Genomic DNA, 26,357 nt, shown 5'->3' on the forward strand with positions numbered 1-26,357 from the left:
CTCCTACACGGTGAAGCGGCTGACGGCGTGCTGCAGCTCGTCGCTCATCCGGGCCAGCTCGGCGGCGGACCGCTGGGCGTCCTCGACCCGCTGGTTGGTCTCCGCCGTGCCAGCGGCCAGGCCGGAGATGGCGGTGGCGATGCTGCGCGAGCTGCCGGCCGCCTCGGCGACGTTCCGGTTCATCTCGTTGGTCGTGGCGGTCTGCTCCTCCACGGCCGCGGCGATGGTCGCCTGGAAGTCGTTGATCTCGCCGATCACCGAGCTGATCTGGCCGATGGCCTCGACGGCCCCCGCCGTGTCGCCCTGGATGGCCTCCACCCGGCGGGAGATGTCCTCGGTCGCCCGGGCGGTCTCCTGGGCCAGCTCCTTGACCTCGCTGGCCACCACGGCGAAGCCCTTGCCCGCCTCGCCGGCCCGAGCCGCCTCGATCGTGGCGTTCAGCGCCAGCAGGTTCGTCTGCTCGGCGATGCCGTTGATCAGCTTCACCACCGTGGCGATCTCGGCCGAGGACTCGCCGAGCTTGCCCACCGTCCGGGTGGTGTTCTCCGCGACGTTGACGGCCTGGCCGGCGACCCGGCTGGCCTCGCTGGCGTTCTGGCTGATCTCCCGGATCGCCGCCTCCATCTGCTGCGAACCCGTCGCCACCGTGTCCACCGAGGAGGCCACCTCACCGGCCGAGGCCACGACCACGTCGGCCTGCCCGGCGGCGTTGTGGGCGTTCTGCGCCATCGACTCCGCGCCCGCGCTGAGCTGCAGCGAGGCGGTGGCCAGCCGGCCGGCCGAGTCGTTGACCAGGGTCAGCACCCCGCCGAGCGCGTCGAGGGTCTCGTCCAGCGAGGCCGCGACCTGGTCGAGCTCGGCGCCACCGGTCCGCCCGGCGCGCACCCGCAGGTCGCCGGCGGTGACCTGGCCCAGCACCTCGCGGATCCGCTCCACCGGCCGGGTGACGCTGCGGGCCATCAGGACGGCGAGGGCGACGGAGACCAGCAGCCCGAGGACGACGCCGGCGATGGTCAGCGTGCGGGCACTGGCGTAGGCGTCCCGGGCGTCCTGGACCGTGCTCTCGGCGACCGCGATCTGCGCGGCGGTGGCCTCGTTGAGCGCGTCGACGGCGTCGTTCTCCGCCTGGATGAGCGTCGGCAGCAACGAGAACGAGTCGCCACCGGAGGCGCCGATCGCGGCCATCTGGGCGCTGGTGTCGTCGTAGAGCTGGATGGCGGTCTGGAAGTCCGCGAAGCCCGCCGCGGTGCCCGGGGACAGCTCCGCCCCGGCCAGGCCGGCGCGCAGACCGTCGAGCGCCTCCCGGTCCTCGGCCGTCTGCTCCTGCAGCGACTGGATGAGCTCCGGCGTGAGGCCCACGCTCCGGCCACGGGAGATGTCGGCCTGCAGCTCCCAGTAGGTGGAGCGCAGCAGGAGGATGTCCCGCAGCGGGACGGCGCCCTGCTCGTAGACCGCCTCGGCCTGGTGGCTGAGCTCGCCCATCCGCGTCACGCCGAGCGTGCCGACCGCCAGCGTGGCGAGGGCGACGGTCAGGAAGGCGGCCAGCAGCCGGCTGCGCAGCCCGAACCGAGCCGCCCGGTCGTGCGCCGCGGCGTCGCCGACGTCGGTGGTGGGTGTCGCGTCGTCCATGAGCGTGCCTCTCTGCGCGGGCGCTCGCTGCGCCGTCTCGAGAGGGGTGATCGGCAGCACACCCGGGGACTCCAGGCGAGGACGTCAATCGAAACGAGATGGTCCGTTCCGACTGCTCAGCGCGGCAGCGAGGCCAGGAAGACCGCCACGCCGTCGGCGTCGTTGTCGTCGGTGACGTCGGTCGCCGCGGCCAGCACGTCGGGGTGCGCGTTGGCCATCGCCACAGCCCGGCCACCGCCCTCGCGGACCCAGTCGAAGGCGGCCAGGTCGTTGGGCATGTCGCCGAAGTAGACGACGTCGCCGGCCACCAGCCCCCGGTCGGCGGCGACGCGGGCCAGCCCGGTGGCCTTGGTGACCCCGCGCGCGGAGATCTCGGCCAGGGCGTCGGAGGAGGAGTTGGTGACCGTGGCGGTGTCCCCGACCACCTCGGCGACCAGGTCGACGAACTCGTCCCGCGGCAGGTCCTCGTGCCGCGCCAGCAGCTTGGCCACCGGCTGGGCCACCATCTCGGCCAGCGTCGCCACCTCGACGCCGGGCGCGTCGACGTCCCAGCGCGGCTGGTAGATCGGCTCGTGGCGGAACTGGTCGCCGTACTCGACGGCGAACCAGGTGCCCGGCTGGCGGCGGCGCAGCTCGCCGGTGATCGCCTGCAGGACGTCGGGGGTCAGCGGGTCCTCGTCGAGCACGGTGAAGGGACCGAGGTCCATCAGCACCGCGCCGTTGCAGCAGATGGCGGTGCCGCCACCGAGCCGCTCCCGGACGCCGAGCATCCAGCGCGGCGGGCGGCCGGTGGCGATGACCAGCGGGACGCCGACGCCGGCCCAGCGGCCCAGCTCGGCCAGGGTGGCGTCGCTGATGGTCTCGTCGCTGCGCAGCAGCGTGCCGTCCAGGTCGCTGACGATGAGCTTCGGGCGCCAGTCAGACACCGGCGCTCCCGAGTGCGAGCACGGCCTCGAGGTACCGGGCGACCCCGTCGGCGTCCGAGCCGCTGGTGCGGTCGGCGGCCGCGGCCAGCACCTCGGGGTGCGCGTTGGCCATCGCCACGGCGCGCCCACCGGCGGCGGTGACCGCCTGGATCATCGGCAGGTCGTTGGGCATGTCGCCGAAGACCAGCACGCGACCTAGGTCGACCCCGTGGTGCTCCAGCGCGACGGCGAGGCCGGTGGCCTTGGTGACCCCCGGGGGCAGCACCTCGATGAACCCGAGCCCGGCGTGGGTCAGCTCGGCGACCGCCGGGTCGACCACGTCGCGGGCCAGCCGCAGCAGCTCGTCCTCACCGTGCCGGGCCGAGCGGAGGAACACCTTGAGCACCGCGCCGACCGGGAGCACCTCGTGCCGGGGGAGCAGGTGCGCGGGCTCGGGGTAGGGCCAGTCGAAGCCGTGCTGCACCCGCAGCGGGCGGAGCGCCTCGGCCTGCTCGGCGGCGTCCTCCACCGCCACGATCAGCTCGCCGGCGACCCCCTCGATGGCGCCGATCACCGCGGTGGCGTCCTCGTTGGACATGCCCACGGTGCGCAGCACCTCGGTCCGGTCCAGGTCGACGACGTACCCGCCCTGGGCGAGCACCGCGATCCCGGTGCCGCCCAGCGCCGCGCGGACGCTGTCGAGCAGCCGGGGCCCGCGGCCGGTCACGCCGACGACCGGGATGCCCGCGGCCCGGCAGGCGTCGATCGCGGCGCGGGTGCGCGGGCTGACCACGCCGTCCGAGGTGAGCAGCGTGCCGTCGAGGTCGCTGGCGACCAGGGCCGGCCGCCAGCTGCCCAGCGACACCGCCAGGTCGGGCAGCTCGACGACGGTCCCGGCCCCCGACTCCGGCACGAACGCCGGCCGGACCGGGTGCGAGGACGTCATGCCGGGGGCCCGGCCACGGCGGCCAGCGACATGCCGGGGGTGAGCTCGGCGTGGCCGCCGAGCCAGGGGCGCAGCGCCGCCGGCACGTGCACCGAGCCGTCGGCCCGCTGGTGCACCTCGAGCAGGCAGGCGATCGTGCGGGCGATCGCGCAGAGCGTGCCGTTGAGGGTGGCGGCCGGCTGCGGCTTCCCGTCGGCGTCCCGGGTGCGGATCTGCAACCGGCGGGCCTGGAAGGTGGTGCAGTCCGAGGTGCTGGTCAGCTCGCGGAAGGTGCCCTGGCTGGGGAACCACGCCTCGATGTCGAACTTGCGCGCGGCGCTGGTGCCCAGGTCGCCGGCGGCGATGTCGACCACCCGGTAGGGCAGCTCGAGGGCCTGGAGGAACTCCTCCTCCCACTGCAGCAGCCGGCGGTGCTCGGCGGCGGCCTCCTCGGGGGCGCAGAAGCTGAACATCTCGACCTTGTCGAACCAGTGCACCCGGATGATGCCGCGGGTGTCCTTGCCGTAGGAGCCGGCCTCGCGGCGGAAGCAGGACGACCAGCCGGCGTAGCGGCGCGGACCCGCGGACAGGTCGAGCACCTCACGCGCGTGCATGCCGGCCAGCGCCACCTCCGACGTCCCGACGAGGTAGAGGTCGTCGCGCTCGATCCGGTACACCTCCTCGTCGTGCTCGCCGAGGAAGCCGGTGCCCTCCATCGCCTCCGGCTTGACCAGCGCCGGCGCGACCACCGGGGTGAAGCCGGCGGCCACCGCCCGGGTGATGGCCAGCTGGGCCAGCGCGAACTCGAGCATCGCGCCGGGGCCGGTGAGGAAGTAGAAGCGGGCACCGGAGACCTTGGCGCCGCGCTCCATGTCGATCGCGCCGAGCGCCTCGCCGATCTGCAGGTGGTCCTTGACCTCGAAGTCGTAGCTCGGCACCTCGCCGACGGTGCGCAGGGTCACCGCGTCGTCCTCGCCGCCCGGGGGCACGTCGGGGTGGACGACGTTCGGGATCCGCAGGTGCAGGGCGTGCAGCGTGGCGTCGGCGGCGCGCTCGGCCTCCTCGGCCTCCTTCACCGCGGCGGCGAGGGCCTTGGCCCGCTCCAGCACGGCGGGGCGCTCCTCGGGGCTGGCGCCGCGCACCGCCTGGGAGGCCGCCTTCTGCTCCCCGCGCAGGTCGTCGGCGGTCTTCACCGCGGCCCGCCGGTCGGCGTCCGCCGAGAGCAGGGCGTCGACCAGGGACTCGTCGGCACCCCGGGCACGCTGGCTGGCGCGGACGAGGTCGGGGTTCTCGCGGACGAGGCGCAGGTCGATCACGCCCTGATCGTAGGTGCCGCGCTGCGGGGCGCCCGGCAGTTCCCGCGGACGGGGCACCGCCGGCGACGATCATGGAGCTGCAGCAGCGCCACGCCCCGGGCCGCCCTCGTGTCGCGGCGCCCGCTCCATGATCGTCGGAGAGGGGGTCCGGGCACGAGGGGGCGAGGACACCCCGCCGTCACCGGAGCCTGGGACCATGGGCCCATGCGCTTCCTCGGCGACCGCCGCCCGGACCACGACCTGACCTACGCCGACGTCTTCATGGTGCCGGCTCACTCGACGGTCGGCTCCCGGCTCGAGGTCGACCTGACCACGCCGGACCGGGTCGGCACGACCATCCCGGTCGTCGTCGCCAACATGACCGCGATCTCCGGACGGCGGATGGCCGAGACCATCGCCCGGCGCGGCGGGCTGGCCGTGCTGCCGCAGGACATCCCGATCGACGTGATCGGCGAGGTGGTCCGCTGGGTCAAGTCCCGGCACCCGGTCTACGACACCCCGATCACCCTCTCCCCCACCTCGACGGTCTCCGAGGCGCTGTCGCTGATGGGCAAGCGGGCGCACGGCATCGTCGTGGTGGTCGAGAACGGCGCGCCCGTCGGCGTGGTCACCGACGGCGCCTGCCAGGACGTCGACCGGTTCACCCAGCTCGCCCAGGTCATGACCCCCGACCCGCTCACCATCCAGGCCGGCACCGACCTGCCCAAGGTGTTCGACGTCCTCTCCGACGAGCGGGTGAACGCCGCCCCCGTGGTCGAGGGCGACCGGCTGGTCGGCGTGATCACCCGCAAGGGCGCGCTGCGCTCGTCGATGTACCTGCCGGCGGTCAACGACTCCGGCCAGCTGCTCACCTCCGCCGCGGTCGGCATCAACGGGGACGTGGCCGGCAAGGCGGGCGCACTGCTGGCCCACGGCGTCGACGTGCTGGTCGTCGACACCGCGCACGGGCACCAGGAGAAGGCGATCGAGGCGGTCCGCGCCGTCCGCGCCGTCGCCGGCTCGACGCCGGTGGTGGCCGGCAACGTGGTCACCGCCGAGGGCACCCGCGACCTGGTCGAGGCCGGTGCGGACGTCGTCAAGGTCGGCGTCGGCCCCGGTGCCATGTGCACCACCCGGATGATGACCGGCGTCGGGCGCCCGCAGTTCTCCGCGGTCGAGGACTGCGCCGCGGCCGCCCGGTCGCTGGGCAAGCACGTCTGGGCCGACGGCGGGGTGCGCCACCCCCGCGACGTCGCGCTGGCGCTGGCCGCCGGCGCCGCCAACGTGATGGTCGGCTCCTGGTTCGCCGGCACCTACGAGAGCGCCGGTGACCTGTACGACGACGGCACCGGCCGCCGGTACAAGGAGAGCTTCGGGATGGCGTCGGCGCGCGCGGTCAAGGCCCGCACCGCGGCGCAGAGCGGGTTCGACCGGGCCCGCGCCGGGCTGTTCGAGGAGGGCATCAGCTCCTCGCGGATGTACCTCGACCCGGCCCGCCCGGGTGTCGAGGACCTGGTCGACGGGATCGTGGCCGGGGTGCGCTCCTCGTGCACCTACGCCGGCGCCCGCACGGTCGACGAGCTGCACGAGCGCGCGGTGCTGGGGGTGCAGAGCGCGGCCGGTTACGAGGAGGGCCGCCCGCTGCCGACCAGCTGGTGAGGCCCGTCCCGGTCCAGCGGTTCGAGGAGCTCGTCGCCGACGCGCTGGACGAGGTGCCGCCGGAGCTGATGGCGCTGCTGGACAACGTCGTCGTGCTGGTGGAGGACCGGAACCCCGACGAACCGGACCTGCTCGGGCTCTACGAGGGCTACGCGCTCACCGAGCGGGGCTGGGACCACTCGGGCGCCCTGCCGGACCGGATCATGATCTACCGCGAGGCGATCTGCGACGTCTGCGAGGACGAGGACCAGGTCGCCGAGGAGGTCACGGTCACCGTCGTCCACGAGATCGCGCACCACTTCGGCATCGACGACGACAAGCTGCACGCCCTCGGCTGGGGGTAGGTCTCCACTTTCAGCGCCGGAAGTGAAGCCCCGGGTAGCGTTGGCGGACGTGTCCGAGGACGTCCCCACCGGCGGTCTGCCGATCAAGATGCTGCACGACCGCCTGCTGGTGTCCCTGCGCAAGGAGGACGGCGACCGGCGGTCCAGCGGCGGCATCCTGATCCCGGCGACCGCGCAGGTGGCCAAGCGGCTGGTCTGGGGCGAGGCCCGCGGTGTCGGGCCCAGCGTGCGCCAGGTCAAGGTCGGCGACCAGGTGCTCTTCAGCCCCGAGGACCAGCACGAGGTCGAGGTGCACGGCGAGGACCTGATCATCCTGCGCGAGCGCGACGTGCACGCCGTCGCCGCCGAGCGGATCGAGGAGTCGACCGGCCTCTACCTCTGAGCAAGGACCCCCTCGCCCCCCGGCGAGGGGGCCGGGACAGCAGGGAGCGTCCTGGCCAGCAGCTCGTCGGTGCGCAGCTGGTCGAGCAGGTCGTCGGGCAGGTCGTCCTCGCAGTCGGCACCGCGGGCGATGAGCGCGCGGTAGGTCGCGATCTTGGCCTGGACGACGGCCAGGTCGTCCTGCAGCTCGAGCACCCGCTGCTCGATCGCGGCGCACTGCTGCTCCAGCAGGGCCATCCGCTCCGGGTGGTTGGCCAGCTCCCCGCCGCCGAGCTCGATGAACTGCCGGACGTCGGCCACCGGCATCCCGGTGCGGCGCAGCGCCTGCACCAGCCGGATGAACCGGAGCGCGGCGGGCGGGTACCGCCGCCGGCCGTCGGCGGTGCGCTCCACCAGCGGGAGCAGGCCCTCCCGCTCGTACCAGCGCAGCGTGTCGATGCTCAGCCCGGTCTCCTCGGAGACCTGGCGGATCCCGGGGGCCGGCTGACGGTTCGGGGCTGCCACCTGGTCCATGACGTCGAGGCTAGGCGCGCGCGCCACTGCTCGTCCCCGGCTCGATCACGGCCCGTCGGGTGATCGCGGCCATCGCCAGCACCGCGCGCCGGCGGGTCAGCAGGCGGACCCCGGTTGCCGCGACCCGGTTGCGCCGGCCGACCGCCACGCTCGGCGGGGGTGTGCGGCGGTCCAGGGCCCGCAGCGCGGTGGTCACCACCTGCTGCGGCGTCTGCCGGCCCCGGCCGCCGTCGGCGGCGTCGTTGCCCAGCACGTCGAAGAACTCGGTGTCGGTGGCGCCGGGCGACAGGGCGAGCACCCGCAACCCGCTGCCCAGCGACTCCTGCCACAGCGCCTCCGTGAAGCTGAGCACGAACGCCTTGCCCGCTGCGTAGACGGCCATGTTCGGGCTGGGCGTGTAGGCGGCCATGCTGGCCACGTTCACCAGCACCCCGGTGCCGGCCACCCGAAGCCGGTCGATGAAGGCGCGGCTGACGTCGACCAGCGCGGTGACGTCGACCGCGATCTCCTCGGCCAGCCGGTCGGCGTCCTCGCGGTGGAACGGGCCGTGCGTGCCGAAGCCGGCGCAGTTGACCACGCTGGTGACCTCGATCCCCCGCCGGTCGACCTCGGCGGCGAGCGCCCGCCCGGCCGCGGGCCGGCCCAGGTCCAGCGGGACGACGGCCACCGCGACGCCGTGCGCGGCGGTCAGCTCGGCGGCCAGCTCGGCCAGCCGGTCGGCGCGCCGGGCCACCAGCACCAGGTCCGAGCCGCGCGCCGCCAGCTGCCGGGCGAACTCCGCGCCGATGCCCGCGCTGGCGCCGGTGACCAGCGCCGTCCGCCCCTGGAACCCCACCCGGCTCACCCGGCCACCGCCAGCACGAACCGGTAGCGGACGTCGTTGCGGGCCAGCCGCTCGAACGCCGTGTTCACCTCGGCGAAGGGCAGCACCTCGACGTCGGCGGTGATCCCGTGCTCGCCGCAGAACTCCAGCATCTCCTGCGTCTCCGCGGTGCCCCCGGACCCGGAGACGGTCAGCGTGCGGCCGAGCAGGGCCATCGGTGAGACCTCGTACTTCTCGGGCAGGCCGAGCACGCACAGCGTGCCGTCCAGGCGGAGCGCCCCGAGGTAGGGAGCGAGGTCGTGGGCACCCGATGCGGTGTCCAGCACGAAGTCCAGCCGGCCGGCCACGGCGGCCATGGCCGCGGCGTCGGTGGAGACCACGACGTCGTGCGCGCCGAGGGCCCGGGCGTCGTCCGCCTTGGCCGCCGACGTGGTGAACACGGTGACCCGGGCACCGAGCGCGACGGCGAACTTCACCGCGAGGTGGCCCAGCCCGCCGAGGCCGACGACCCCGACGGACTGCCCCGGGCCCACGCCGGCGCGGCGGAGCGGTGCCCAGGTGGTCACCCCGGCGCACATCAGCGGTGCGACCGCTGCCGGGTCGAGCCCGGCGGGGAGGGCGTAGACGAAGGCGTCCCGGGCGACGTACTCGGTGGAGTAGGCGCCCTGGGTCGGGCTGCCGTCGTGCAGGTCGCGCCCGCCGTAGGTCGTCGAGGGGAACTCCCGGCAGTAGGGCTCCCGGTGGGCGAGGCAGTTGTCGCACCGGCCGCACGAGTCGACGATGTTGCCCACGGCGACCGGGTCACCGACCCGGAAGCGGGTCACCTCGGCCCCCACCGCGGTGACCTCGCCGGTGAACTCGTGGCCGGGCACCAGCGGCGGGCTCCCGGCGGCCAGTGCCTCGACGGCGTGCAGGTCGCTGTGGCAGACGCCGACGTGGGTCACCCGCACGGCGACGTCGTCCGGGCGCAGGTCCCGGCGGGTGAACTCCAGCGGCCGCAGCTGCTCGTGCGGCCCGTACGCCGCGTACCCGGTCACTGTTCTCATGCCGGCGACGCTAGGAGCTGGAGTGCACTCCAGGGCAAGTGCCGCACGACGTGGGTGTGACGGAACGGTTCGGCGCCAGGGGTTTGCACTGCGTCCCCGAAGCCGCACACTGGGTCACCATGGCGGAGAGCTCGGGGTGGACGGCGGCGTCAGACCGCCGACCCCTCCCGCACCCGGGCCAGCCAGGCCTGCGCGCCGGCGAACGCCGCGTCGCCGACCTTCTCCTCCACCGGCTTCCCGGCACCCGCGTCGGCACGGGGGTAGGAGCCCAGGAACCGGACCTCCTCGCACAGCCGGTGCAGCGCCGCCAGCGCGTCGCCCACCCGCGCGTCGGCCACGTGCCCCTCGCAGTCGATGGAGAACGAGTAGACGCCCAGCCGCTCCCGGGTCGGGCGCGACTCGATCCGGGTCAGGCTGATGCCGCGGACCGCGAACTCGGCGAGCAGGTCCAGCAGGGCGCCGGTGCGGTCGGTGATGACCGCGGTGATCGTGGTCTTGTCCGCACCGGTGGGCCCGGCCGGCGGCCCGGGGCGCTGCACCAGCACGAACCGGGTGACGGCGCCAGGGTGGTCGGCCAGGTCGGTGACGAGCGCGTCCAGCCCGTAGCGCTCGGCGGCGATGGCCGCGCAGACCGCGGCGTCGTACCCGCCCTCGGCGACCCGGCGGGCGGCGTCGGCCGTCGAGGCGGTCGGCACCACGTCGGCGGCGGGCAGCAGCTCGGCGATCCGCCCGCGGCACTGGGCGAGCGCGTGCGGGTGGCTGGCCACCGTGCGCACCCCGGCCGCGGTCGTGCCGGGGCGGACGGCGAGCACGAAGCCCACCTCGAGGAAAACCTCGCGGGTGATGACCAGCGGGTCGCCGACCACGAGCCCGTCCATGGTCGCGGGCACCGAGCCCTCGACGGAGTTCTCCATCGGCACCAGCGCCGCCTCGCGCTCACCGGCCCGGACCGCGGCCAGGGCGGTGGCGATGCTCGCCTCGGGGTGGGCGGAGACCCCGGGCGTCGTCCCCAGGGACCCGACGAGCCTGACGAGAGCGGCCTCGGCGAAGGTACCCTCGGGCCCCAGATAGGCGAACCTCGTCGGCGCTGCGCTGTGTCCTGCACTCGGCATCCGGTGAGGGTAGTGCGGCCGTCCCGGGCACCGGCTCCAGTCGGGCCCCCGGGGCGGGGGGAGCTGCCTCGTCACCGGCCGGGCACGCGCGCGTCGCGTCCCCCGACAGCTGAGTGGAGGGATGCGTGAGTCCCGGGACCATCGACGTCCAGCAGCTGGAGACCGCCCGGTGGCGGTTGCTGGCCGCCAGCGACGCCGCCGACTCCCGGGTCTTCTCCGCCGAGCTCGCCCTCGTCGCCGGTGACCTGAGCGGCACCGGCGAGCCGTGCTGGGACGCCTGGGCCGCGGCCTTCACCGCCCGCGCCGCGCTGCTGGACGGCGACGTCGACGCCGCGGCGGCCGCCGTCGCCACCGCCCGGGCCGCGCTCGAGCGCTGCCACCCCACCTCCGAGCGCGCGCTGACGCTGGCCTACCTGGCGCACGTCGAGGTCGCCGCCGACCGGTTCGACGCCGCCCTGCACCTCGCCGTCGACGCCAGCCTGCTCGCCGACCAGGTCGCCGCCGAGGACCCGAGCCGGCCGCTGCACCAGGCCCACCACTGGCTGTCCCTCGCGCTGACCCGGCTCGACCTCGAGGAGCTCGCGGTCGCCCAGGCGCTGCGCGGGGTGCAGGTCGCCGCCGCGCTCCCCGACCTCGGCGACCAGTGGCAGCTGCTCCGGCTGTGCGCCCAGCAGCACGCCGAGCTGGCCCAGACCGTGCACCGCCGCGGCGAGCACCGGCGCTGCGCCGAGCTGGCCGACGTGGCCGTGCGCTGCGCGACCGCCGCGCGCGAGCTGCCCTGGGAGCCCACCGACGCCGACAGCGACCTGCTCGACGTCGTCCAGGCCTGGGCGATGACGCTGCGCGGCGAGCTCGACGACGCCCTGCCGCCGCTGCGCCGGGTGCGCCGGCACCTGGGGTCCGGCGGAGCCGCGCTGTGGCTGGTCGGCTACGCGGACCTGGCGCTGGCCCGGCTGCTCGGCCGGCTGTGCGCCCGCGACGCGCTGCCCGGCCGCCCGCACGGCGAGGAGGCCGTCGAGCTGCTGGTCGCCGCCTCGGGCGCCTTCGCCGCAGCCGGCGACCGGCGCCGGTACCGGCAGTGCCTGCTGGAGCTGGGCCAGGCGACGGCGGCGATGGGGCTGACCACCGAGGCGCTGCACTGGCTGGAGGCCTACCGGTCGGAGACCACCTCGGCGCACCTGCGCCACCGCGAGCTGTGGGCGGAGATGTTCGTCCGCCGCAGCCGGCTGCGGGAGGCCGAGCGGCAGACGGCGGTGCTCCGCCGCCACGCGCTGGAGGACACCCTCACCGGGCTGGGCAACCGGCGCAGCGCCGAGCGCCGGATGGGCGACCTGCGGATGGACCGCGAGGCGGTCTCGGTGGCGGTCGTGGACGTCGACGGCTTCAAGTCGGTCAACGACGCGAACTCGCACCTGCACGGTGACGCGGTCCTGCGCCGGGTCGCCGAGCTGCTCCGCCAGCACAGCCGCACCGGCGACGAGGTGTTCCGCTGGGCCGGCGACGAGTTCGTGGTGGTGCTGCCGAACACCGGCGAGGCGCAGGCGGTCGTCGCCATGGAGCGGCTGCGCAGCGCGGTCGCCGACGCCGACTGGGCGGCCCTCGACGTGCCGGTCCCGGTCACCGTGAGCATCGGCGTCGCCACCGCCGGGCCCCCCGGCACGCCGGGCCCGCGGTCGTGGCGGGAGCTGTTCGACAGCGCCGACCTGCACCTGTTCGGGGCCAAGCGCAGCGGCCGCAACCGGGTGCGCGCCGCGGGCGGGCAGCTGCCCGCACCGCCGAACCGGACCGCCGTGCTGCCCGCCGCCTCGGTCGACGAGCTGGTGGCCGAGGTGCTGGGCGGCGCCCGCCGCCGTCCGGGCTGGGCGTTCGACGACGGCGAGGTCGCCTCGTGAGCCGGTCCAGGACGACCCCGAGCGCCGGCGAGGCCGCCTCGTGAGCCTCCGGCGCGCGCGGGGTTCCGGTGAACCGCCCGCGCTGCTCCGGCGTGCCAGCCCCCCGGTGCGTGACACGTCCGCGCCCACGGGGCAGAGTGCCCTCGTGCCACCCGGGGTCCTGCACCAGCAGGTGAGCTCCGCCCTGGCGAACTGGCAGCTCGACGCCGCCGAGGCGCTGCTCCAGCAGATCGACGGCGACCTGCCGGCGACCCCGCAGGCCGAGCGCGGCCCCGCCCCGCTCACCTCCCTCGCCCGGGCCTGGGCCGACACGCTCCGCGCGGAGCTGCTCGTCCGCCGGCTGCGGCTGGCCGGCTACTCCCTGCTCGGCGACCCGCTCGTCGAGGGAGGTCCGGAGCAGGACGGCCCGCTGGACCTCAACCCGGCACCCCGCACCGGCGAGGACCCGAGCGGCACGGGCGCCCCCGTGGACCGCGACTCGCGCACCCGGTCGGCCACCCACGCCGCGCACGCGATCGCCCTGGTCCGCTCGGCGCGGGCGGCCTTCGACGCCCAGGACGACGACCTGCAGCGCGCCGCCGGGCTGGCCCGGCACGCCCGGATCGAGCTGCTCTCCCGGCGGGTCGACGCGGCGATGGACGAGGCGGTCGAGGCGGCCAGCCTGCTGGACCCGGGTCTCCCGCCCAGCCCGCTGCTGGTGCACACGCTGAGCTCGCTGGCCGCCGTCCTCGCCGACCTGGAGCTCATGCCGCTCGCGCTGGACTACCAGCAGCGGGCCGCGGACGCCGCCGAGCACCTGGCCGGCGTCCCGGGCGAGCGGGCCACCGACGTCGACCGCGACGCCGCGCGCCGGCTCGCCGCCGAGGCCGGCACCCGGCTGGCCGCGCTCTGCGCCGAGCTGGGCGAGGGCCTGCTCGACGACGGCAGCGTCGAGGCCGCCGCACCGCACTTCGCGCAGGCCCGCGAGCTCTCCGAGCGCGCGCTGGACCAGCTGCCGGCCGGCGACCGCGGCGTGCTCGACGCCCAGGTGGTGCGCGGCTGGTCGCTGGTCGGGGCCGGGCAGCACGCCCCCGCGGCCGCCCTGCTCCGCAGCGTGGTCGCCGCCCCCGCCGCCGCCGACGACCGCGCCCTCCTCGCCTCGGCCGAGCTCGGCCTGGGCCGCGCGCTGCGCCGCTCCGGCGAGCCCCGCGCCGCCGACGACCACCTGGCCGCCGGGCTGGCGCTGGCCACCGAGCACGGCCTCTCCCGGCTGCGCCGGGCCGCCCTGCGCGAGCTCTGCACGCTGCACGCCGAGCTGGACGACGCCGCCCGCGCGCTGCCGTACCTGCAGGCCTACCTGGCCGACGAGCTGGACCGGGTCGACGAGCGGCGCACCCGCTGGGTCGAGCTGTTCGGCCGGCGCAAGAGCCTGCTGGAGACCGAGCGGGCCGCCGGGCAGCTGCGCCGGCAGGCCTACGAGGACCCGCTCACCCACCTGCCCAACCGCCGCTACGCCGAGGCGCGCCTGGACGGGCTGCTGTCCGCGGGCGCGGTGCCGGCGCTGGCGGTGGTCGACATCGACCGGTTCAAGGCGATCAACGACGCCGCCGGGCACCCCGGTGGCGACGCCGTGCTGCGCGCCGTCGGGCAGCTGCTGGTCGACGGCTGCCGGGACACCGACGAGGTGTGCCGCTGGGCCGGCGACGAGTTCGTCATCCTGCTGCCGGACACCACCGCCGAGCAGGCCGAGCGGGCGATGGAGCGGATCCGCCGCTCGATCTCCGCCCACGACTGGTCTGCGCTCGGCGTCGAGGTGCCGGTGCGGATCAGCGTCGGCATCGCCCAGGCCGCCCGGGGCGACGACCGGCGCACGCTGTTCGCCGCCGCCGACGGCGTCCTGTACGACGCCAAGCGGGCCGGCCGCGACCGGGTCGTGCGGCTGTCCGGCGTGACCCAGACCCGGGACGCCGACCCGGTCGACGGCGAGGCGCTCGACACGACCTCCGCCGAGGTCCCGGAGCCGACCTCCCCGGCGTTTATGGTCGGCGGCGTGAGCCCCTCCCCGCTGGACGACCTGCCCGACGACCAGCGCGACGCCGACCCGGCCGACGCCGCCGGCGGCTTCGCCGGCCTGCTGGTGGAGCCCGCCGAGGAGCCGGCCGACGAGCCCGCGCCCGAGCCCGTCGTCGAGGCCGTCCTGCCGGACGAGGACGAGGACCCCGACGAAGGCCCCGCCCCGGCCTACTCGCGCAGCCCGCTCGACGAGCTGTTCGGCGGCCCGGTGCGCCGGCCCAGCGGTCGCCGGATCGGACCGGCCCAGCCGGCTCCCGAGCCGATCGCGCCGCCCGCTCCCCCGGTCGCCCCGCCCGTCGCACCGGCGGCCACGATCAGCACCCCCGTCACCGGCACCCCGGTGCCCCGGGAGCCCGTGCTCGCCACCGGTCCTGACGTCATCTGGGGCACCGGCCGCAGCACCGAGCAGGTGCTCGCGCTGGTCCGCGAGGCGCGGCGCGAGCACCCCGACCACCCGGCGGTCGTCGTCCGGGCCAGCGCGGACACCCTGGTCGCCCTGGCCAGCGAGCACGACGCGTACACGACGATGGACCACGCGGCGATGTCCGCGGCGGTCGGTCCGATCCCCGAGCCGGTCGGCCGGGTGGGGGTGCTCTGCGCCAGCAGCGGCGACACCCCGATCGCCGCCGAGGCCGCGTTCGTCGCCCGGGTCGCCGGCACCGAGGTGGTCCGCGTCGACGACGTCGGGGGCAGCCGCATCCGCCCGCTGATCACCGACCGCTCGCTGCTCACCGACGTCGACTGCCTGGTCGTCGTCGCCGGCCTGGACGCCGCGCTGGCCAGCGTGGTGAGCGGGCTGACCGAGGTGCCGGTGGTCGCCGTCCCGACCTCGGCCGGGCAGGGCGCCAGCTCCTTCGGCGGGTTCAGCGCGCTGCTCACCATGCTGAACTCGGCCGCCCCGGGGGTCGTGGTCAGCAACATCGACAACGGCTGGTCGGCCGGCGTCTTCGCCGCCCGGATCGCCCGCCGCACCGCACGCTGACGCCGCGCGACCTGCAGCCCACGGGGCCGGCCTACAGGTTGTAGCCGCCGGAGACCTCGATGTCCTGGGCGGTGATCCAGCCGGCCTCGTCGGAGAGCAGGAAGGCGATCACCTGGCCGATGTCGTCGGGCTCCCCGACACGGCCCAGCGCCGTCCTCGCGGCCAGCGGCGCGATCACCTCGGGGTGCTTGGTGAAGGCGTCGTCACCCAGCCGGGTGCGGGTGGAGCCGGGCGAGACGGAGTTGACCCGGATGCCGCGCACGCTGAGCTCCTTGGCCAGGTACCGGGTGAGCACCACCAGACCGCCCTTCAGCGTCCCGTAGGCCGAGAAGCCGGGCTCCATCCCGGAGAACAGCGCCGCGTTGCTCGTAGTGCTGACGATCGCCCCGCCGTCGGCGAGCAGCGGCAGCAGCGCCTGGGTGAGGAAGTACGGCCCGCGCAGCACCACCCGCTCGATCTCGTCGAACACCTCCTCGGTGGTGTCGGCGTACATCGCCATCCGGGCGATGCCGGCGTTGTTCACCAGCCCGGTGATCTGCTCGGCCTGCCAGGTGTCGGCGAGGACACCGCGCAGCTCGTCCCGGAAGGCCGGGAAGGTCTCGCTGCGACCGACGTCCAGCGGCAGTGCGACCGCGGTCCCGCCGAGTGCCTGGATCCGGGCCACGGTCTCGTGGGCACCGTCCGCGTTCGCGTTGTAGGTCAGGACGACGCCCTGACCGCGGGCGGCGAGCTGGACGGCGGCGCTCTGGCCGATGCCGGAGCTGGCACCGGTGACGACGGCGATGTTCACGGGGTCTCCTCGGGGTGGCGGGGCGCGGCGACCGGTGGGCCCGGAGTGCCTGATCGCGCCCTCGCTGCCACCGAGCCAACCAGCGGGCGCAGGCTCAACCGAGCCCGTTCCTGGCCCGCTCTTGCCTGATCCTGCTCGGGGTCGCCGCCACCTCCCTCCCAGGGTGGTTGACTCACCGCGTGCTCCTGGACGAGTTGCGCACCCTGGTCACCCGGTACGCCCGCGACGGGGCGACCGCGGCGCTGGACGGCGTCCTGGTCTCCGCCGTGACCGAGCCGGGCCCACCGACCGTGTCCTCGACCTGCACGGTCATGGCGCTGATCGCCCAGGGTGCCAAGACGCTGGTGCTCGGCGACCGGGTGCACGAGTACCGGGCCGGGCAGTACCTGGTGGCCTCGCTGGACCTGCCGGTCACCGGCCAGTTCACCGCGGCGAGCCCGGCGGCCCCTGCACTCGGGGTCGGGCTGGCCCTCCGGCCGGAGGTGATCGCCGAGCTGCTGCTGCACCCCGCGGCCGGCCGGCTCCCGCGCACCGCTGCCGCCCCGCCTGCCGTCGCGGTCAGCGACGCCTCCCGCGAGCTGCTGGACGCCGTCGTGCGGATGCTGCGGCTGCTCGACCGCCCGCGCGACCTGCCGGTGCTCGCGCCGATGATCGAGCGGGAGGTGCTGTGGTTGCTGATGAGCGGCGAGCAGGGCGCCACGGTGCGCCAGCTGGGCCTGGCCGACAGCAGCCTGAGCCGGGTGGGCACCGCCGTCCGCTGGATCCGCGACCACCACGCCGAGCCGATCCGGGTGGAGGACCTCGCGTCGATGACGCACCTGAGCCCCTCGGCGTTCCACCGCAGCTTCCAGGCGGTGACCGCGATGAGCCCCATCCAGTTCCAGAAGCAGATCCGGCTGCAGGAGGCCCGGATGCTGCTGATGGCCCGGCCGGGCGACGTCGCCGGGGCCGGGCACGCGGTGGGCTACGAGAGCGCCTCCCAGTTCAGCCGTGAGTACCGCCGCCAGTTCGGCACCTCCCCCGGCCGGGACGCCGCGCGGCTGCGGGAGATGATCGCCCGGTGACGATCGGGTGGCTGGACCTCGCGGCCGGGGCCAGCGGCGACATGCTGCTCGGCGCGCTGGTCGACGCCGGGGTGCCGCTGGAGGTGCTGGCCGGCGCGGTGTCCGCGCTGCCGGTGGAGGCGGTCACCCTCTCCACCGAGGCGGTCACCCGGCACGGGCTGGGGGCCACCCGGGTGCACGTGCACGCACCGCCCAGCGAGGTGCACCGCACCTGGTCCGACGTCCGCGCCCTGCTGGCCACGGCGGCGCTGCCCGGCGCCGTCCGGGACGGTGCGCTGGCGGTCTTCGAGCGGCTGGCGGTCGCCGAGGGCCGGGTGCACCGGGTGCCCGCCGACGAGGTCCACTTCCACGAGGTGGGTGCGCTGGACGCCCTCGCCGACGTGGTGGGCGTCGTCGCCGGCTTCGAGCACCTCGGGCTGGAGCGGCTCAGCGCCTCCCCGGTCGCCCTGGGCAGCGGTTCCGCCCGCGGGGCCCACGGCGTCGTCCCGGTGCCCGGGCCCGCCGTGCTCGAGCTGCTGGCCGGCGTCCCCGTCCTCGCCGGGCCGGTGCCCGCCGAGACCTGCACCCCGACCGGCGCCGCCCTGCTGGCCGCCCGCGTGCAGGAGTGGACGACGCTGCCGCCGATGCGGGTGCGCCGGGTCGGCAGCGGCGCGGGCGGGCGCGACCCGGTCGAGCTGCCCAACGTCGTCCGGCTGGTGCTCGGCGACCCGGTCGAGGTGGACCCGGCGGCCGGGCTGCTGCTGGAGACCAACGTCGACGACCTCGACCCGCGGCTGTGGCCCGGCGTGCTCGGCGAGCTGCTCGCCGCCGGGGCGTCGGACGCCTGGCTGACGCCGGTCCTGATGAAGAAGGGCCGGCCCGCGCACACCCTGTCGGTGCTGTGCTCCCCCGCGTCCCGGGCCGCCGTGCAGGCGGTCGTGGTGTCGGCGACGTCCACGATCGGCATGCGGGTGCAGCCGGTGCAGAAGGTCGCCCTCGACCGCACGCAGGGCAGCGTCGAGGTGCTGGGCGGCCGGGTCGGGGTGAAGGTGGCCAGCTCCGGCGGGCAGGTGGTGAACGTCAGCGTCGAGTTCGAGGACGTCGCGGCGCTGGCCCGGTCGCTGGGGCTGCCGGTCAAGGAGGTGCTGCGCGCCGCCACGGCCGCGGCGCACCGGGAGCACCCGGGGGCGTCGGCTACCCTGGCCCCCGTAGAAGGGGAGTAGCCCCCCGACCGCTGGTCGACATGCTGGCGCGCTCGCGCGCCCGGTCAGCGGGCCCGCGTCGCCGCGGGTGGGCGAGACCTTCCGCCCAGCAGTCCACCCGATGGTGCGCTGCCGGTCGGAGGCGTCTGCACACCCGGCCGGTCGCGCGAGCGAGAAAGAGAAACCGTGGTCCTCTCCGTCGTCCTGGCCGCCTTCGTGCTGATCCTCCCCGTGGAGCTGCCGGACAAGACCCTCTTCGCGACCCTGGTGCTGGCCACCCGGTTCCCGCCGCTGCCGGTGTTCGTCGGCGTCGGCGCGGCGTTCGGCCTGCAGGTGGCGATCGCGGTCACCGCCGGCTCGCTGCTGTCGCTGCTGCCCGAGGCGGTGGTCAGCGCGGTGGTGGCGGTGCTGTTCCTGGCCGGCGCCGTCCTGCTGTGGCGGGAGGCCCGCAAGGGAGCCGAGGACGACGAGGCGGCGGCGGCCAAGCGGGAGAACACCTCCTTCGTCCGGGCTGCGGCGATCTCGTTCGGCGTGCTGTTCGCCGCCGAGTGGGGCGACCTCTCCCAGCTGGCCACCGCCGGCCTGGCCGCCCGCTACGCCGAGCCGCTGTCGGTCTTCGTCGGCGCCTGGGCGGCGCTGCTGGTCATCTCCGGCCTCGCCGCCTTCCTCGGCCGCAAGCTGGCCGACCGGCTGCCGATCGCGCTGCTGCACCGGATCGCCGCCGGGCTGTTCCTGGTCTTCGCCGTCGTGGCGGTCGTGGAGACCGTCCGCGCGCTGACCTGACCGCCGCCCCCCGTTCGGGGCAGGCCGCTCAAGCCGCCGCCCCGCGGTGCCGACTCCCTTCCCACGGCCGGGAGTCGGCCAGAGCGGGAGCGGAGAGGTCATGGACACGATCAGGCTCGAGGAGTCGCAGGACGTCTTGGTGCAGACGGCGGCGGTCATCGCCGCCCAGCGTCAGTTCGCGCAGCGGCTGCGGCAGCGGACCGTCCCCGACCCGCTGACCGGTCTGCCGGTGCGCAGCCTGCTCATCGACCGGCTCGAGCTCGCCCTCGCGGCGGCCGGCCCGGACAGCGGCCGGCTCGCCGTCGTCTGCTGCAACCTCGACGGCATCACCACGCTGGAGGAGCTGCACGGCGTCGCCGTCGCCGACTCGGCCCGCGCCGAGGCTGCCGGCCGGCTGGTCACCGCGGTGCGCCAGGGCGACGTCGTCGCCCGGATCAGCGCCCAGACCTTCGTCCTGCTGTGCCCCGGCATCCACTCGGTCGAGGACGCCCAGGGCATCGCCCAGCGGATCGACGCGGCGTTCGACGAGCCGCTGCACCCCCGTCCCGACGTCGACCACAAGGTCCGGCTCAGCGCCGGGGTGGCCCTGTCCGGGCGCGCCTCGACCCCCGAGTCGCTCATCGCGTCGGCCAACGAGGCGATGACCCAGATCCGGCACGAGCGCCAGGGCAGCGGCCGGCACGGCTGAGCCCGTTCAGCCCAGGGTCGGCAGCCAGTCCGCCAGGGCGCGGCCGATCTCGTCGGGCGCGTCCTCCGGCACGAAGTGCGCCGCCGGCACCGTGACCTCGGTGAGGGCCGGCCAGCGGCGCACCACGTTCCGCTGCCGACCGACCAGGATCGACCCGGGGTCGGCGTTCACGAACAGCTTCGGCACCGGCGAGTGCGCCAGCCACTGGCCGTAGCGGTCGACGACGTCGTGCACGTCCGGCGGCACGTGCTCCAGCGGGATCTGCCGGGGCCACTCCAGGGTGGGCCAGCGGTCCTCCCGCTCGCGGAACGGCGCCCGGTACCGCTCGTGCGCCTCCGCGGACAGCCCGCGCAGCACCGACGCCGGCAGCACCTTCTCGACGAACACGTTCTCGTCGAGCACCTTGCGCTCGCCGTCCGGGCCGCGCATGGCCTGGAACACCCGCTTGGCGTCCCGCGGCCAGTCGGCCCAGATCATCGGGGTGACGATCGCCTCCATGAAGGCGATGCCGCGCACCGCGCCCGGGTTGCGGGCCGCCCAGTCGAAGCCGAGGCCCGAGCCCCAGTCGTGCAGCACGAACGTGACCCGCCGGTCGGCCTCGACGTGCGCCAGGAACCGGGACAGGTACCCGGCGTGGGTGGCGAAGGAGTACGTGCCGCGCTCGGCGCCTGGCAGCTTCGACGACTCCCCCATGCCGATCAGGTCCGGGGCGATGCACCGGCCGAGGTGCTGCACGTGCGGGATGACGTTGCGCCACAGGTAGGACGACGTCGGGTTGCCGTGCAGGAAGACGATCGGGTCGCCGGTGCCGACGTCGACGTAGGCCATCTCCGCCTCGCCGATCCGCACGCGCGAGCGGGGGAAGGCATCGTCGGCGGGCACGGGGGAGGACATGCCCGGGGAGTGCCCGGTCCGGTCGGCGTCCGAAACGGCTTGACCCTGACGCGACGTCAGGCTGTTCCGTGGACCTCGTCAGAGAGGAGGGGCGATGAGCTGGACGGTGGGTGAGCTGGCCCGGCTGGCCGGTGTCACGGTGCGCACGCTGCACCACTACTCGAAGGACCCCGCTGCCCCCCACCACTCGCAGGCTCGCGGCGGGCCCCTGCAGCGGGGCCGACAAAGGGCGTGCCGCATCCGGGCGAGGCTGGTGTACTTGCGGCCCGCCTGCAGGGGCCCGAGCCGAGCCTGCGAGGCGCGGGGGGCAGTCGGGTCCTTTCGCTGCGCCGGCAGCACCGGCTGCTGCGGGACCGGCTCGAGCGCACCCAGGAGATGGTCGCGGCCGTCGAGGAGGAGATGGAGGCACGGCAGATGGGGATCTCCCTGACGCCCGAGGAACGGTTCGAGGTGTTCGGCGACTGGCTCCCGGAGGAGTACGCCGCCGAGGCCGAGGAGAGGTGGGGCGACACCGAGGCGTGGACCCAGTCCCAGCGGCGCACCGCGGCGATGTCCAAGGAGGACTGGCTGCGGGTCAAGGCCGAGTCGGACGACGTCGAGCGGCGGTTCGCCACCGCGATGGCGGCCGGGGTGGCGCCCGACTCGGCGCACGCGATGGACGTCGCCGAGGAGCACCGGCAGCACATCACCCGGTGGTCCTACGACTGCCCGCCGGCGATGCACGCCGGGCTCGGGCAGCTGTACGTCGACGACCCGCGGTTCACCGCCTACTACGAGCGGATCGCGCCGGGCCTGGCGCAGTACCTGAGCACCGCGGTCCAGGCCAACGCCGCCCGGCAGGGCTGACCACCCGGGTGCGGGCTCCGGCCGCGGAGCCCGCATCCTGGCGGGGTGCGGTGGGCGATCGGACGGCTGCAGCAGCCGTGGGTGCAGCGCGGGATCCGGGCGGCGCTGGCCGCGGGGCTGGCCTGGCAGGCGGCGCTGCTCCTGCCGCCCACGCTCTCCGACTACGCCTACTACGCCCCGCTCGGCGCGATCATCGCCGTCTCCCCCACCGTCGCCGACTCCGCCTCGGCCGCCTGGCGCACCGTGCTGGCGATCCTGCTCGGCTTCGCCCTCGCGGTGGTCGTCTACGAGGCCACCCGCGGGGTGCCGGACACCCTGACCATCGCGCTGATCGTGGCGCTGGCGATCGGCCTGGAGCAGTGGCCGCTGCTCCGGGAGCAGGCCAGCTGGGTGAGCTTCGCCGCCGTCCTGATGGTCACGGTGGGCACCAGCGACCCGGCCGAGTACGCGCTGCGGTACGCCGGGCTGACACTGCTCGGCGCGGCCGTCGGCGTGCTGGTGACGACGCTGCTGTTCCCGCCGCTGCAGCTGACCACCGCGGTGCGCCGGGTGGCCCTCGCCCGCGAGCTGCTGGCCGCGCACCTGGAGGAGATCGCCGGCGGGCTGCGCACCGGGCAGGTGCCCGAGCCAGGCGAGTGGACAGCGCGCACCGCGGTGCTCGGCCGGGCGCTGGACGGGATGCGCAGCGCCGAGGCCCAGGTCGAGCGGGCCCGGCGGGCCAACCCGCGGGCGCACCGGTGGCAGGGCACGGCCGGCAGCATCCGGGAGCAGTCCCGCGCGCTGGACCGGGTCGCCGTCCTGGTCGACGACCTGACCACGCTGGTGGTCGAGTTCCAGCCGCACCGCCGCGGGCTGGACCGGGTGGACGGCGCGACCGGGTGGGTGCTCGCCGACGCCCTCGAGGGGCTGGCCCGCGTCGTCCGCATCCCGTACCACGCGACCGACACCGAACCGGACGAGCGGGACGCCGCCATCGACGCCGCGGTCGCCGCGCTGGAGCGGCTGACCACGCTGCTGCGGACGTCGGCCATCGCCGACGACGAGGGCTTCTTCGCCCTGGGCGCGGTCACGGTCGGGATGCACCGCTCCCTGCAGACGCTGGAGGCGCACGTGCGCTTCCCCGCCACCGCCTGACGACGTTGCACGTGGAACCACGCCGTCAGCGAAACCGGACGACCCCGGTCCGGAGCCCGGCTAAGGTCCTGTCCTCGTGAGCCGCATCGCTGAGACCCTCGTCCCGGCGCGGCTGGGCACCGGCTTCCGGTGGCTGCTGGCGTCGTCCTGGATCTCCCAGCTCGGCGACGGGATCGCGCTGGCCGCCGGGCCGCTGCTGGTGGCCTCGCTGACCGGCGACGCCCTGCTGGTCGCCCTCGCCGCGACCGTGCAGTGGCTGCCGCCGCTGCTGTTCGGGCTGCTCGCCGGCGCGCTCACCGACCGGCTGGACCGGCGGCTGATCGTTGTCACCGTGGACGTCGCGCGCGCCGTCGTCCTGGCCGTGCTGACCCTCGCGGTGGCGACCGACCGGGTGTCCATCGTCGCCGTGCTGGCCGCGCTGTTCCTGCTGGCCACCGCCGAGGTGTTCGCCGACAACAGCTCGCAGACCCTGGTGCCGATGCTGGTGGCCCGGGACGACCTGGCGATCGCCAACTCCCGGCTGCAGACCGGCTTCATCACGGTCAACCAGCTCGCCGGGCCACCGCTCGGGGCGGCCCTGTTCACCGTCGGCGCCGCCTGGGCGCTGGGGGTGCAGGCGGTGGTCATCGCGCTCGGGGCGGTGCTGGTCACCCGGATCGTGCTGCCCGCCCGCGCGCCCAGCACCGGCCCGCGGCGCGCGCTGCGGCACGACATCGCCGAGGGGCTGCGCTGGGCGGTCGCGCACCCCGCCGTCCGCACCCTGGTGCTGACCATCACGATCTTCAACGTCACCTTCGGCGCGGCCTGGTCGGTGCTGGTGCTCTACGCCACCGAGCGGCTCGGCCTGGGCGAGGTCGGCTTCGGGCTGGTGACCACGGTCGGCGCCGTCGGGGGCATCGCCGGGAGCCTCGCCTACGGCTGGATCACCCGCCGGATCAGCCTCAGCGACCTGATGCGGGTCGGCCTGGTCGTCGAGACCCTCACCCACCTGGCGCTGGCGCTCACCTCCAGCCCGTGGGTCGCGCTGCCGGTCTTCTTCGTGTTCGGCGCGCACGCCTTCATCTGGGGGACGACGTCGGTCGCCGTCCGGCAGCGCGCCGTGCCGCAGGAGCTGCAGGGCCGGGTGGGCAGCGTCAACGTCGTCGGCGTCTACGGCGGCCTGGTCGTCGGGTCGGGCATCGGCGGGGTGCTGGCCCAGCACAGCGGGGTGACGGCGCCGTTCTGGTTCGCCTTCGCCGGCTCGGCGGTGTTCGTCGTGCTCATCTGGCGGTCGCTGCGGCACATCGCGCACGCCGACGAGCAGCCGGTGGCCGCCTGACCCTTGCCGACGGCGGAGGGATCGCGGGACGCTGCCGCATGGCCTACGACCAGGAGCTCGCCGACCGGCTGCGCGCCGCCCTCTCCACCGAGCCGGGCGTGACGGAGAAGGCGATGTTCGGCGGGCTGGCGTTCCTGGTCGGCGGTTCGATGGCGGTGGCCGTGAGCGGCAAGGGCGGGCTGATGGTGCGCTGCGACCGGGGCGCGACCGAGGAGCTGGTCGCCGCCGACGGGGTCGAGCGGATGGTCATGCGCGGCCGGGAGATGGACGGCTGGCTGCGGGTCTCCGCCGACGTCGTGGACGACGAGGACGCGCTGCGCCGCTGGGTCGCGATCGGCCGCGACGTCGCCCGGAGCCTCCCCGCCCGCTGATCGGCCGCCTGCTTCCCGCGTTGCACGCTCTCCGTCCGCATCGCACGTGCTGCTGCACGGGCAACGCGCACGGGGAGCGTGCACTGCACGCCCCGAAGATGGGCATCTTCGGGGCCCGGAGCACCCCAGAGATGGCCGTCTTCGGGCAGGAGCGGCGTCACACCTGGATGAGCAGCTCGCCGTGCAGCATGCCGAGCCAGCCGTCGTCCGCGGCGGCCCACTCCAGCCAGGCCGCGGCGATCGCGTCCAGCTCGGCCGCCGACGCCAGCCCGTAGGCCACCGCCTGCTCGGCGAACGCCGACCCGGTCGCCCGGCCGGCCCAGGAGGTGCCCCACCACTCGCGCTCGGCCGGGGAGGCGTAGCACCAGGCCGACGTCGTGGCGGTGAGGTCGCGCAGCCCGGCGGCGTGCGCCCAGGACACCAGCCGCCGGCCGGCGTCGGGCTCGGCGTCGTTGCGCCGGGCGACGCGGCCGTAGAGGTCCAGCCACCGGTCCAGGCCCGGGGACGTGGGGAACCAGGTGGTCGCGGCGTAGTCGACGTCGCGGACGGCGACCAGGCCACCGGGACGGCAGACCCGGGCCATCTCGCGCAGCGCGGCCACCGGGTCGGTCAGGTGCTGCAGCACCTGGTGGGCGTGCACGACGTCGAAGGAGTCGTCCGGGGCGTCCAGGGCGTAGACGTCACCCACGCCGAACTCGACGGCGACGCCCGAGCGCTCGGCCAGCTCGCGGGCCTCACCCAGCGGGGCCGCCGAGACATCCAGCCCGACGATCCGCCCGGGGGCTACCCGCGCCGCCAGGTCGACGGTGAGCGTGCCCGGCCCACAGCCCACGTCGAGCAGGTCGAGGCCGGGGCGCAGCTGCGGAGCCAGGTACCCGGCGGAGTTGGCGACGGTGCGCCAGCGGTGCGACTGCAGGACGGCGTCGGTGTGGCCGTGCGTGTAGGTGTCCACACCGACGATCATGGCCGACGAGTCCACTCAGTGGGAAGTCAGTCCCAAGCAGTGAGACCAGGGGTGTCGTCCGCGCCGCGCACGACGTGCCCGGAGGCCTCACCGAACGGCTCGACCAGGAAGCCGAACGCGGTGAGCACGCCGGCCACCGCGTGGTTCATCACCTGCTGGGCGGCCAGGTCGGCGGCGTGCCCGCGCACCCGGCCGAGCGCCATCCGGTCGTGCTGGGTCCAGGTGACGAGCACCCCCTGCTCGCCCGGCGCGGGTGTCAGGCAGACCCCGCCGAGCTGGCGGCTCGGGGTGCGCCCGGCGCAGTCGTGCAGCGGCAGCCCGGCCTCGGCCACCGCGGCGGCGATCTCGCAGACCAGCCCGGTGAGCGGGTCGGCGTCGTCGATCAGCGCGTCCCAGTCGTCGGCGAGCCGGTCCAGCTGCTCGGACAGGTGGGCCAGCCAGGCCCGGTCGTCCGGGGAGAAGCGCGGCGCCAGCGTGCCGTCGTCCCGGCGGGTGCCGTGCGCGGGGACGAGCACGTCCAGCTCGTCCCGCGGGGAGGAGGAGAGCTCGGCCAGGGCGGCGTCCACCCGGCTGCCGAAGGGCCCCGCCACCACGCGCGAGTCCACGTCGACCAGCCACCACGCCGTGCCGGCCGCCGCCGTCGCCGGGGCCGGTCCGTGCCCGCTCGGCAGGCTCATGCCGCCACCTCCCGCCCTCGTCCGGCAGCGGGTCATCGCCTTCGTCCCGCCGCCCAACTGTCTTCGGCAGCGGGGGCCGAAGGTCAACC

At 75.4% G+C, this 26,357-nt stretch carries 25 protein-coding genes; 13 read left to right on the forward strand and 12 right to left on the reverse strand.

The window, feature by feature from the left end:
• Nucleotides 1-3 precede the first annotated feature (3 nt).
• From FHX36_RS14075 to serS, 4 genes are all read right to left on the reverse strand, one after another.
• Entirely contained in the window at nt 4-1,629 is a 1,626-nt protein-coding gene (locus FHX36_RS14075) for a methyl-accepting chemotaxis protein (protein ID WP_110553129.1), read from the reverse strand.
• 116 nt (nt 1,630-1,745) lie between these two features.
• On the reverse strand, nt 1,746-2,555 hold the full coding sequence (locus FHX36_RS14080) for an HAD family hydrolase (protein ID WP_110553130.1): 810 nt from the start codon (nt 2,553-2,555) through the stop codon (nt 1,746-1,748).
• Nucleotides 2,548-3,480 (reverse strand): HAD family hydrolase, encoded by a 933-nt coding sequence (locus FHX36_RS14085; RefSeq protein ID WP_110553131.1) that lies wholly within the window; start codon nt 3,478-3,480, stop codon nt 2,548-2,550. The genes FHX36_RS14080 and FHX36_RS14085 overlap by 8 nt, the downstream gene beginning before the upstream one ends.
• Nucleotides 3,477-4,775 (reverse strand): serine--tRNA ligase, encoded by a 1,299-nt coding sequence (serS, locus tag FHX36_RS14090; protein WP_110553132.1) that lies wholly within the window; start codon nt 4,773-4,775, stop codon nt 3,477-3,479. The genes FHX36_RS14085 and serS overlap by 4 nt, the downstream gene beginning before the upstream one ends.
• Before the next feature lie 204 nt (nt 4,776-4,979).
• Between serS and FHX36_RS14095 the strand changes: the two genes are divergently transcribed.
• Genes FHX36_RS14095 through FHX36_RS14105 form a run of 3 tightly spaced genes read left to right on the forward strand, consistent with a single transcriptional unit; the run spans nt 4,980 to nt 7,139 of the window.
• A complete protein-coding gene (locus FHX36_RS14095; protein ID WP_110553133.1) occupies nt 4,980-6,413 on the forward strand; it encodes a GuaB1 family IMP dehydrogenase-related protein in 1,434 nt (477 codons plus the stop codon).
• On the forward strand, nt 6,410-6,757 hold the full coding sequence (locus FHX36_RS14100) for a metallopeptidase family protein (RefSeq protein ID WP_110553134.1): 348 nt from the start codon (nt 6,410-6,412) through the stop codon (nt 6,755-6,757). The genes FHX36_RS14095 and FHX36_RS14100 overlap by 4 nt, the downstream gene beginning before the upstream one ends.
• Before the next feature lie 49 nt (nt 6,758-6,806).
• Complete coding sequence (locus FHX36_RS14105) at nt 6,807-7,139, forward strand: GroES family chaperonin (RefSeq protein WP_258372883.1); 333 nt, start codon at nt 6,807-6,809, stop codon at nt 7,137-7,139.
• Here FHX36_RS14105 and FHX36_RS14110 read toward each other — a convergent pair.
• The 4 genes from FHX36_RS14110 to pheA form a co-directional block, all read right to left on the reverse strand.
• Entirely contained in the window at nt 7,130-7,651 is a 522-nt protein-coding gene (locus tag FHX36_RS14110) for a MerR family transcriptional regulator (protein ID WP_110553135.1), read from the reverse strand. The two genes, FHX36_RS14105 and FHX36_RS14110, sit on opposite strands and share 10 nt — an antisense overlap.
• 10 nt (nt 7,652-7,661) lie before the next feature.
• Nucleotides 7,662-8,495, reverse strand: a complete 834-nt coding sequence (locus FHX36_RS14115) for an SDR family NAD(P)-dependent oxidoreductase (RefSeq protein WP_183513827.1) — start codon at nt 8,493-8,495, stop codon at nt 7,662-7,664.
• Nucleotides 8,492-9,520, reverse strand: a complete 1,029-nt coding sequence (locus FHX36_RS14120) for an NAD(P)-dependent alcohol dehydrogenase (protein WP_110550249.1) — start codon at nt 9,518-9,520, stop codon at nt 8,492-8,494. Before FHX36_RS14120 ends, FHX36_RS14115 begins: the two co-directional genes overlap by 4 nt.
• A 149-nt stretch (nt 9,521-9,669) precedes the next feature.
• A complete protein-coding gene (gene pheA, locus FHX36_RS14125; protein WP_110550248.1) occupies nt 9,670-10,632 on the reverse strand; it encodes a prephenate dehydratase in 963 nt (320 codons plus the stop codon).
• Nucleotides 10,633-10,757: 125 nt separating this feature from the next.
• On the opposite strand from pheA, the gene FHX36_RS14130 reads away from it, so the two are divergent.
• Nucleotides 10,758-12,524, forward strand: coding sequence for a diguanylate cyclase (locus tag FHX36_RS14130; protein WP_183513828.1), 1,767 nt, complete (start codon nt 10,758-10,760; stop codon nt 12,522-12,524).
• A gap of 145 nt (nt 12,525-12,669) precedes the next feature.
• The gene (locus tag FHX36_RS14135; RefSeq protein WP_343056617.1) at nt 12,670-15,558 is read left to right on the forward strand and encodes a diguanylate cyclase domain-containing protein; all 2,889 of its coding nucleotides are present in this window, start codon (nt 12,670-12,672) and stop codon (nt 15,556-15,558) included.
• Between the two features lie 31 nt (nt 15,559-15,589).
• Here the strand turns inward: FHX36_RS14135 and FHX36_RS14140 are convergent, their stop codons facing one another.
• Nucleotides 15,590-16,348, reverse strand: coding sequence for an SDR family NAD(P)-dependent oxidoreductase (locus FHX36_RS14140; RefSeq protein WP_110554229.1), 759 nt, complete (start codon nt 16,346-16,348; stop codon nt 15,590-15,592).
• Nucleotides 16,349-16,527: 179 nt separating this feature from the next.
• Here FHX36_RS14140 and FHX36_RS14145 point away from each other — a divergent pair, with 179 nt between their 5' ends.
• The 4 genes from FHX36_RS14145 to FHX36_RS14160 all read left to right on the forward strand — a co-directional run bounded on the left by FHX36_RS14145 (nt 16,528) and on the right by FHX36_RS14160 (nt 20,064).
• Nucleotides 16,528-17,412, forward strand: a complete 885-nt coding sequence (locus FHX36_RS14145; protein WP_110554230.1) for an AraC family transcriptional regulator — start codon at nt 16,528-16,530, stop codon at nt 17,410-17,412.
• Nucleotides 17,409-18,614 (forward strand): nickel pincer cofactor biosynthesis protein LarC, encoded by a 1,206-nt coding sequence (gene larC / locus FHX36_RS14150; RefSeq protein WP_183513831.1) that lies wholly within the window; start codon nt 17,409-17,411, stop codon nt 18,612-18,614. Before FHX36_RS14145 ends, larC begins: the two co-directional genes overlap by 4 nt.
• Nucleotides 18,615-18,779: 165 nt before the next feature.
• Nucleotides 18,780-19,376 carry a TMEM165/GDT1 family protein gene (locus tag FHX36_RS14155; protein WP_110553033.1) on the forward strand — a complete coding sequence of 199 codons (597 nt, stop codon included), beginning with the start codon at nt 18,780-18,782 and terminating at the stop codon, nt 19,374-19,376.
• A gap of 100 nt (nt 19,377-19,476) precedes the next feature.
• Nucleotides 19,477-20,064, forward strand: a complete 588-nt coding sequence (locus FHX36_RS14160) for a GGDEF domain-containing protein (RefSeq protein WP_110553032.1) — start codon at nt 19,477-19,479, stop codon at nt 20,062-20,064.
• Nucleotides 20,065-20,070: 6 nt separating this feature from the next.
• On the opposite strand, the gene FHX36_RS14165 is transcribed toward FHX36_RS14160, so the two are convergent.
• On the reverse strand, nt 20,071-20,958 hold the full coding sequence (locus FHX36_RS14165; protein ID WP_110553031.1) for a haloalkane dehalogenase: 888 nt from the start codon (nt 20,956-20,958) through the stop codon (nt 20,071-20,073).
• A gap of 414 nt (nt 20,959-21,372) precedes the next feature.
• On the opposite strand from FHX36_RS14165, the gene FHX36_RS14170 reads away from it, so the two are divergent.
• The 4 genes from FHX36_RS14170 to FHX36_RS14185 all read left to right on the forward strand — a co-directional run bounded on the left by FHX36_RS14170 (nt 21,373) and on the right by FHX36_RS14185 (nt 24,627).
• Nucleotides 21,373-21,804 carry a TipAS antibiotic-recognition domain-containing protein gene (locus FHX36_RS14170; RefSeq protein WP_246405482.1) on the forward strand — a complete coding sequence of 144 codons (432 nt, stop codon included), beginning with the start codon at nt 21,373-21,375 and terminating at the stop codon, nt 21,802-21,804.
• Nucleotides 21,805-21,849: 45 nt separating this feature from the next.
• Nucleotides 21,850-22,938, forward strand: coding sequence for an FUSC family protein (locus tag FHX36_RS14175; protein ID WP_110553029.1), 1,089 nt, complete (start codon nt 21,850-21,852; stop codon nt 22,936-22,938).
• A gap of 76 nt (nt 22,939-23,014) precedes the next feature.
• Nucleotides 23,015-24,256 carry an MFS transporter gene (locus FHX36_RS14180; protein WP_110553028.1) on the forward strand — a complete coding sequence of 414 codons (1,242 nt, stop codon included), beginning with the start codon at nt 23,015-23,017 and terminating at the stop codon, nt 24,254-24,256.
• Nucleotides 24,257-24,294: 38 nt separating this feature from the next.
• Complete coding sequence (locus FHX36_RS14185) at nt 24,295-24,627, forward strand: TfoX/Sxy family protein (RefSeq protein WP_110553027.1); 333 nt, start codon at nt 24,295-24,297, stop codon at nt 24,625-24,627.
• Nucleotides 24,628-24,784: 157 nt separating this feature from the next.
• On the opposite strand, the gene FHX36_RS14190 is transcribed toward FHX36_RS14185, so the two are convergent.
• Entirely contained in the window at nt 24,785-25,591 is an 807-nt protein-coding gene (locus FHX36_RS14190; protein WP_110553026.1) for a methyltransferase domain-containing protein, read from the reverse strand.
• Between the two features lie 26 nt (nt 25,592-25,617).
• A complete protein-coding gene (locus FHX36_RS14195) occupies nt 25,618-26,268 on the reverse strand; it encodes a hypothetical protein (protein ID WP_110553025.1) in 651 nt (216 codons plus the stop codon).
• Between the last annotated feature and the right edge of the window lie 89 nt (nt 26,269-26,357).

This window comes from Modestobacter versicolor (genome assembly GCF_014195485.1).
Lineage (GTDB): Bacteria > Actinomycetota > Actinomycetes > Mycobacteriales > Geodermatophilaceae > Modestobacter > Modestobacter versicolor.

Excerpts from the sequence above, each read along its gene's own strand:
- FHX36_RS14120 (WP_110550249.1), bottom strand. The coding sequence starts at position 9,520 with ATGAGAACAGTGACCGGGTACGCGGCGTACGGGCCGCACGAGCAGCTG.
- FHX36_RS14170 (WP_246405482.1), top strand. The coding sequence starts at position 21,373 with ATGGGGATCTCCCTGACGCCCGAGGAACGGTTCGAGGTGTTCGGCGAC.
- FHX36_RS14075 (WP_110553129.1), bottom strand. The coding sequence starts at position 1,629 with ATGGACGACGCGACACCCACCACCGACGTCGGCGACGCCGCGGCGCAC.
- FHX36_RS14095 (WP_110553133.1), top strand. The coding sequence starts at position 4,980 with ATGCGCTTCCTCGGCGACCGCCGCCCGGACCACGACCTGACCTACGCC.
- FHX36_RS14160 (WP_110553032.1), top strand. The coding sequence starts at position 19,477 with ATGGACACGATCAGGCTCGAGGAGTCGCAGGACGTCTTGGTGCAGACG.
- FHX36_RS14165 (WP_110553031.1), bottom strand. The coding sequence starts at position 20,958 with ATGTCCTCCCCCGTGCCCGCCGACGATGCCTTCCCCCGCTCGCGCGTG.
- pheA (WP_110550248.1), bottom strand. The coding sequence starts at position 10,632 with ATGCCGAGTGCAGGACACAGCGCAGCGCCGACGAGGTTCGCCTATCTG.
- FHX36_RS14195 (WP_110553025.1), bottom strand. The coding sequence starts at position 26,268 with ATGAGCCTGCCGAGCGGGCACGGACCGGCCCCGGCGACGGCGGCGGCC.
- FHX36_RS14110 (WP_110553135.1), bottom strand. The coding sequence starts at position 7,651 with ATGGACCAGGTGGCAGCCCCGAACCGTCAGCCGGCCCCCGGGATCCGC.
- FHX36_RS14190 (WP_110553026.1), bottom strand. The coding sequence starts at position 25,591 with ATGATCGTCGGTGTGGACACCTACACGCACGGCCACACCGACGCCGTC.
- FHX36_RS14185 (WP_110553027.1), top strand. The coding sequence starts at position 24,295 with ATGGCCTACGACCAGGAGCTCGCCGACCGGCTGCGCGCCGCCCTCTCC.
- FHX36_RS14085 (WP_110553131.1), bottom strand. The coding sequence starts at position 3,480 with ATGACGTCCTCGCACCCGGTCCGGCCGGCGTTCGTGCCGGAGTCGGGG.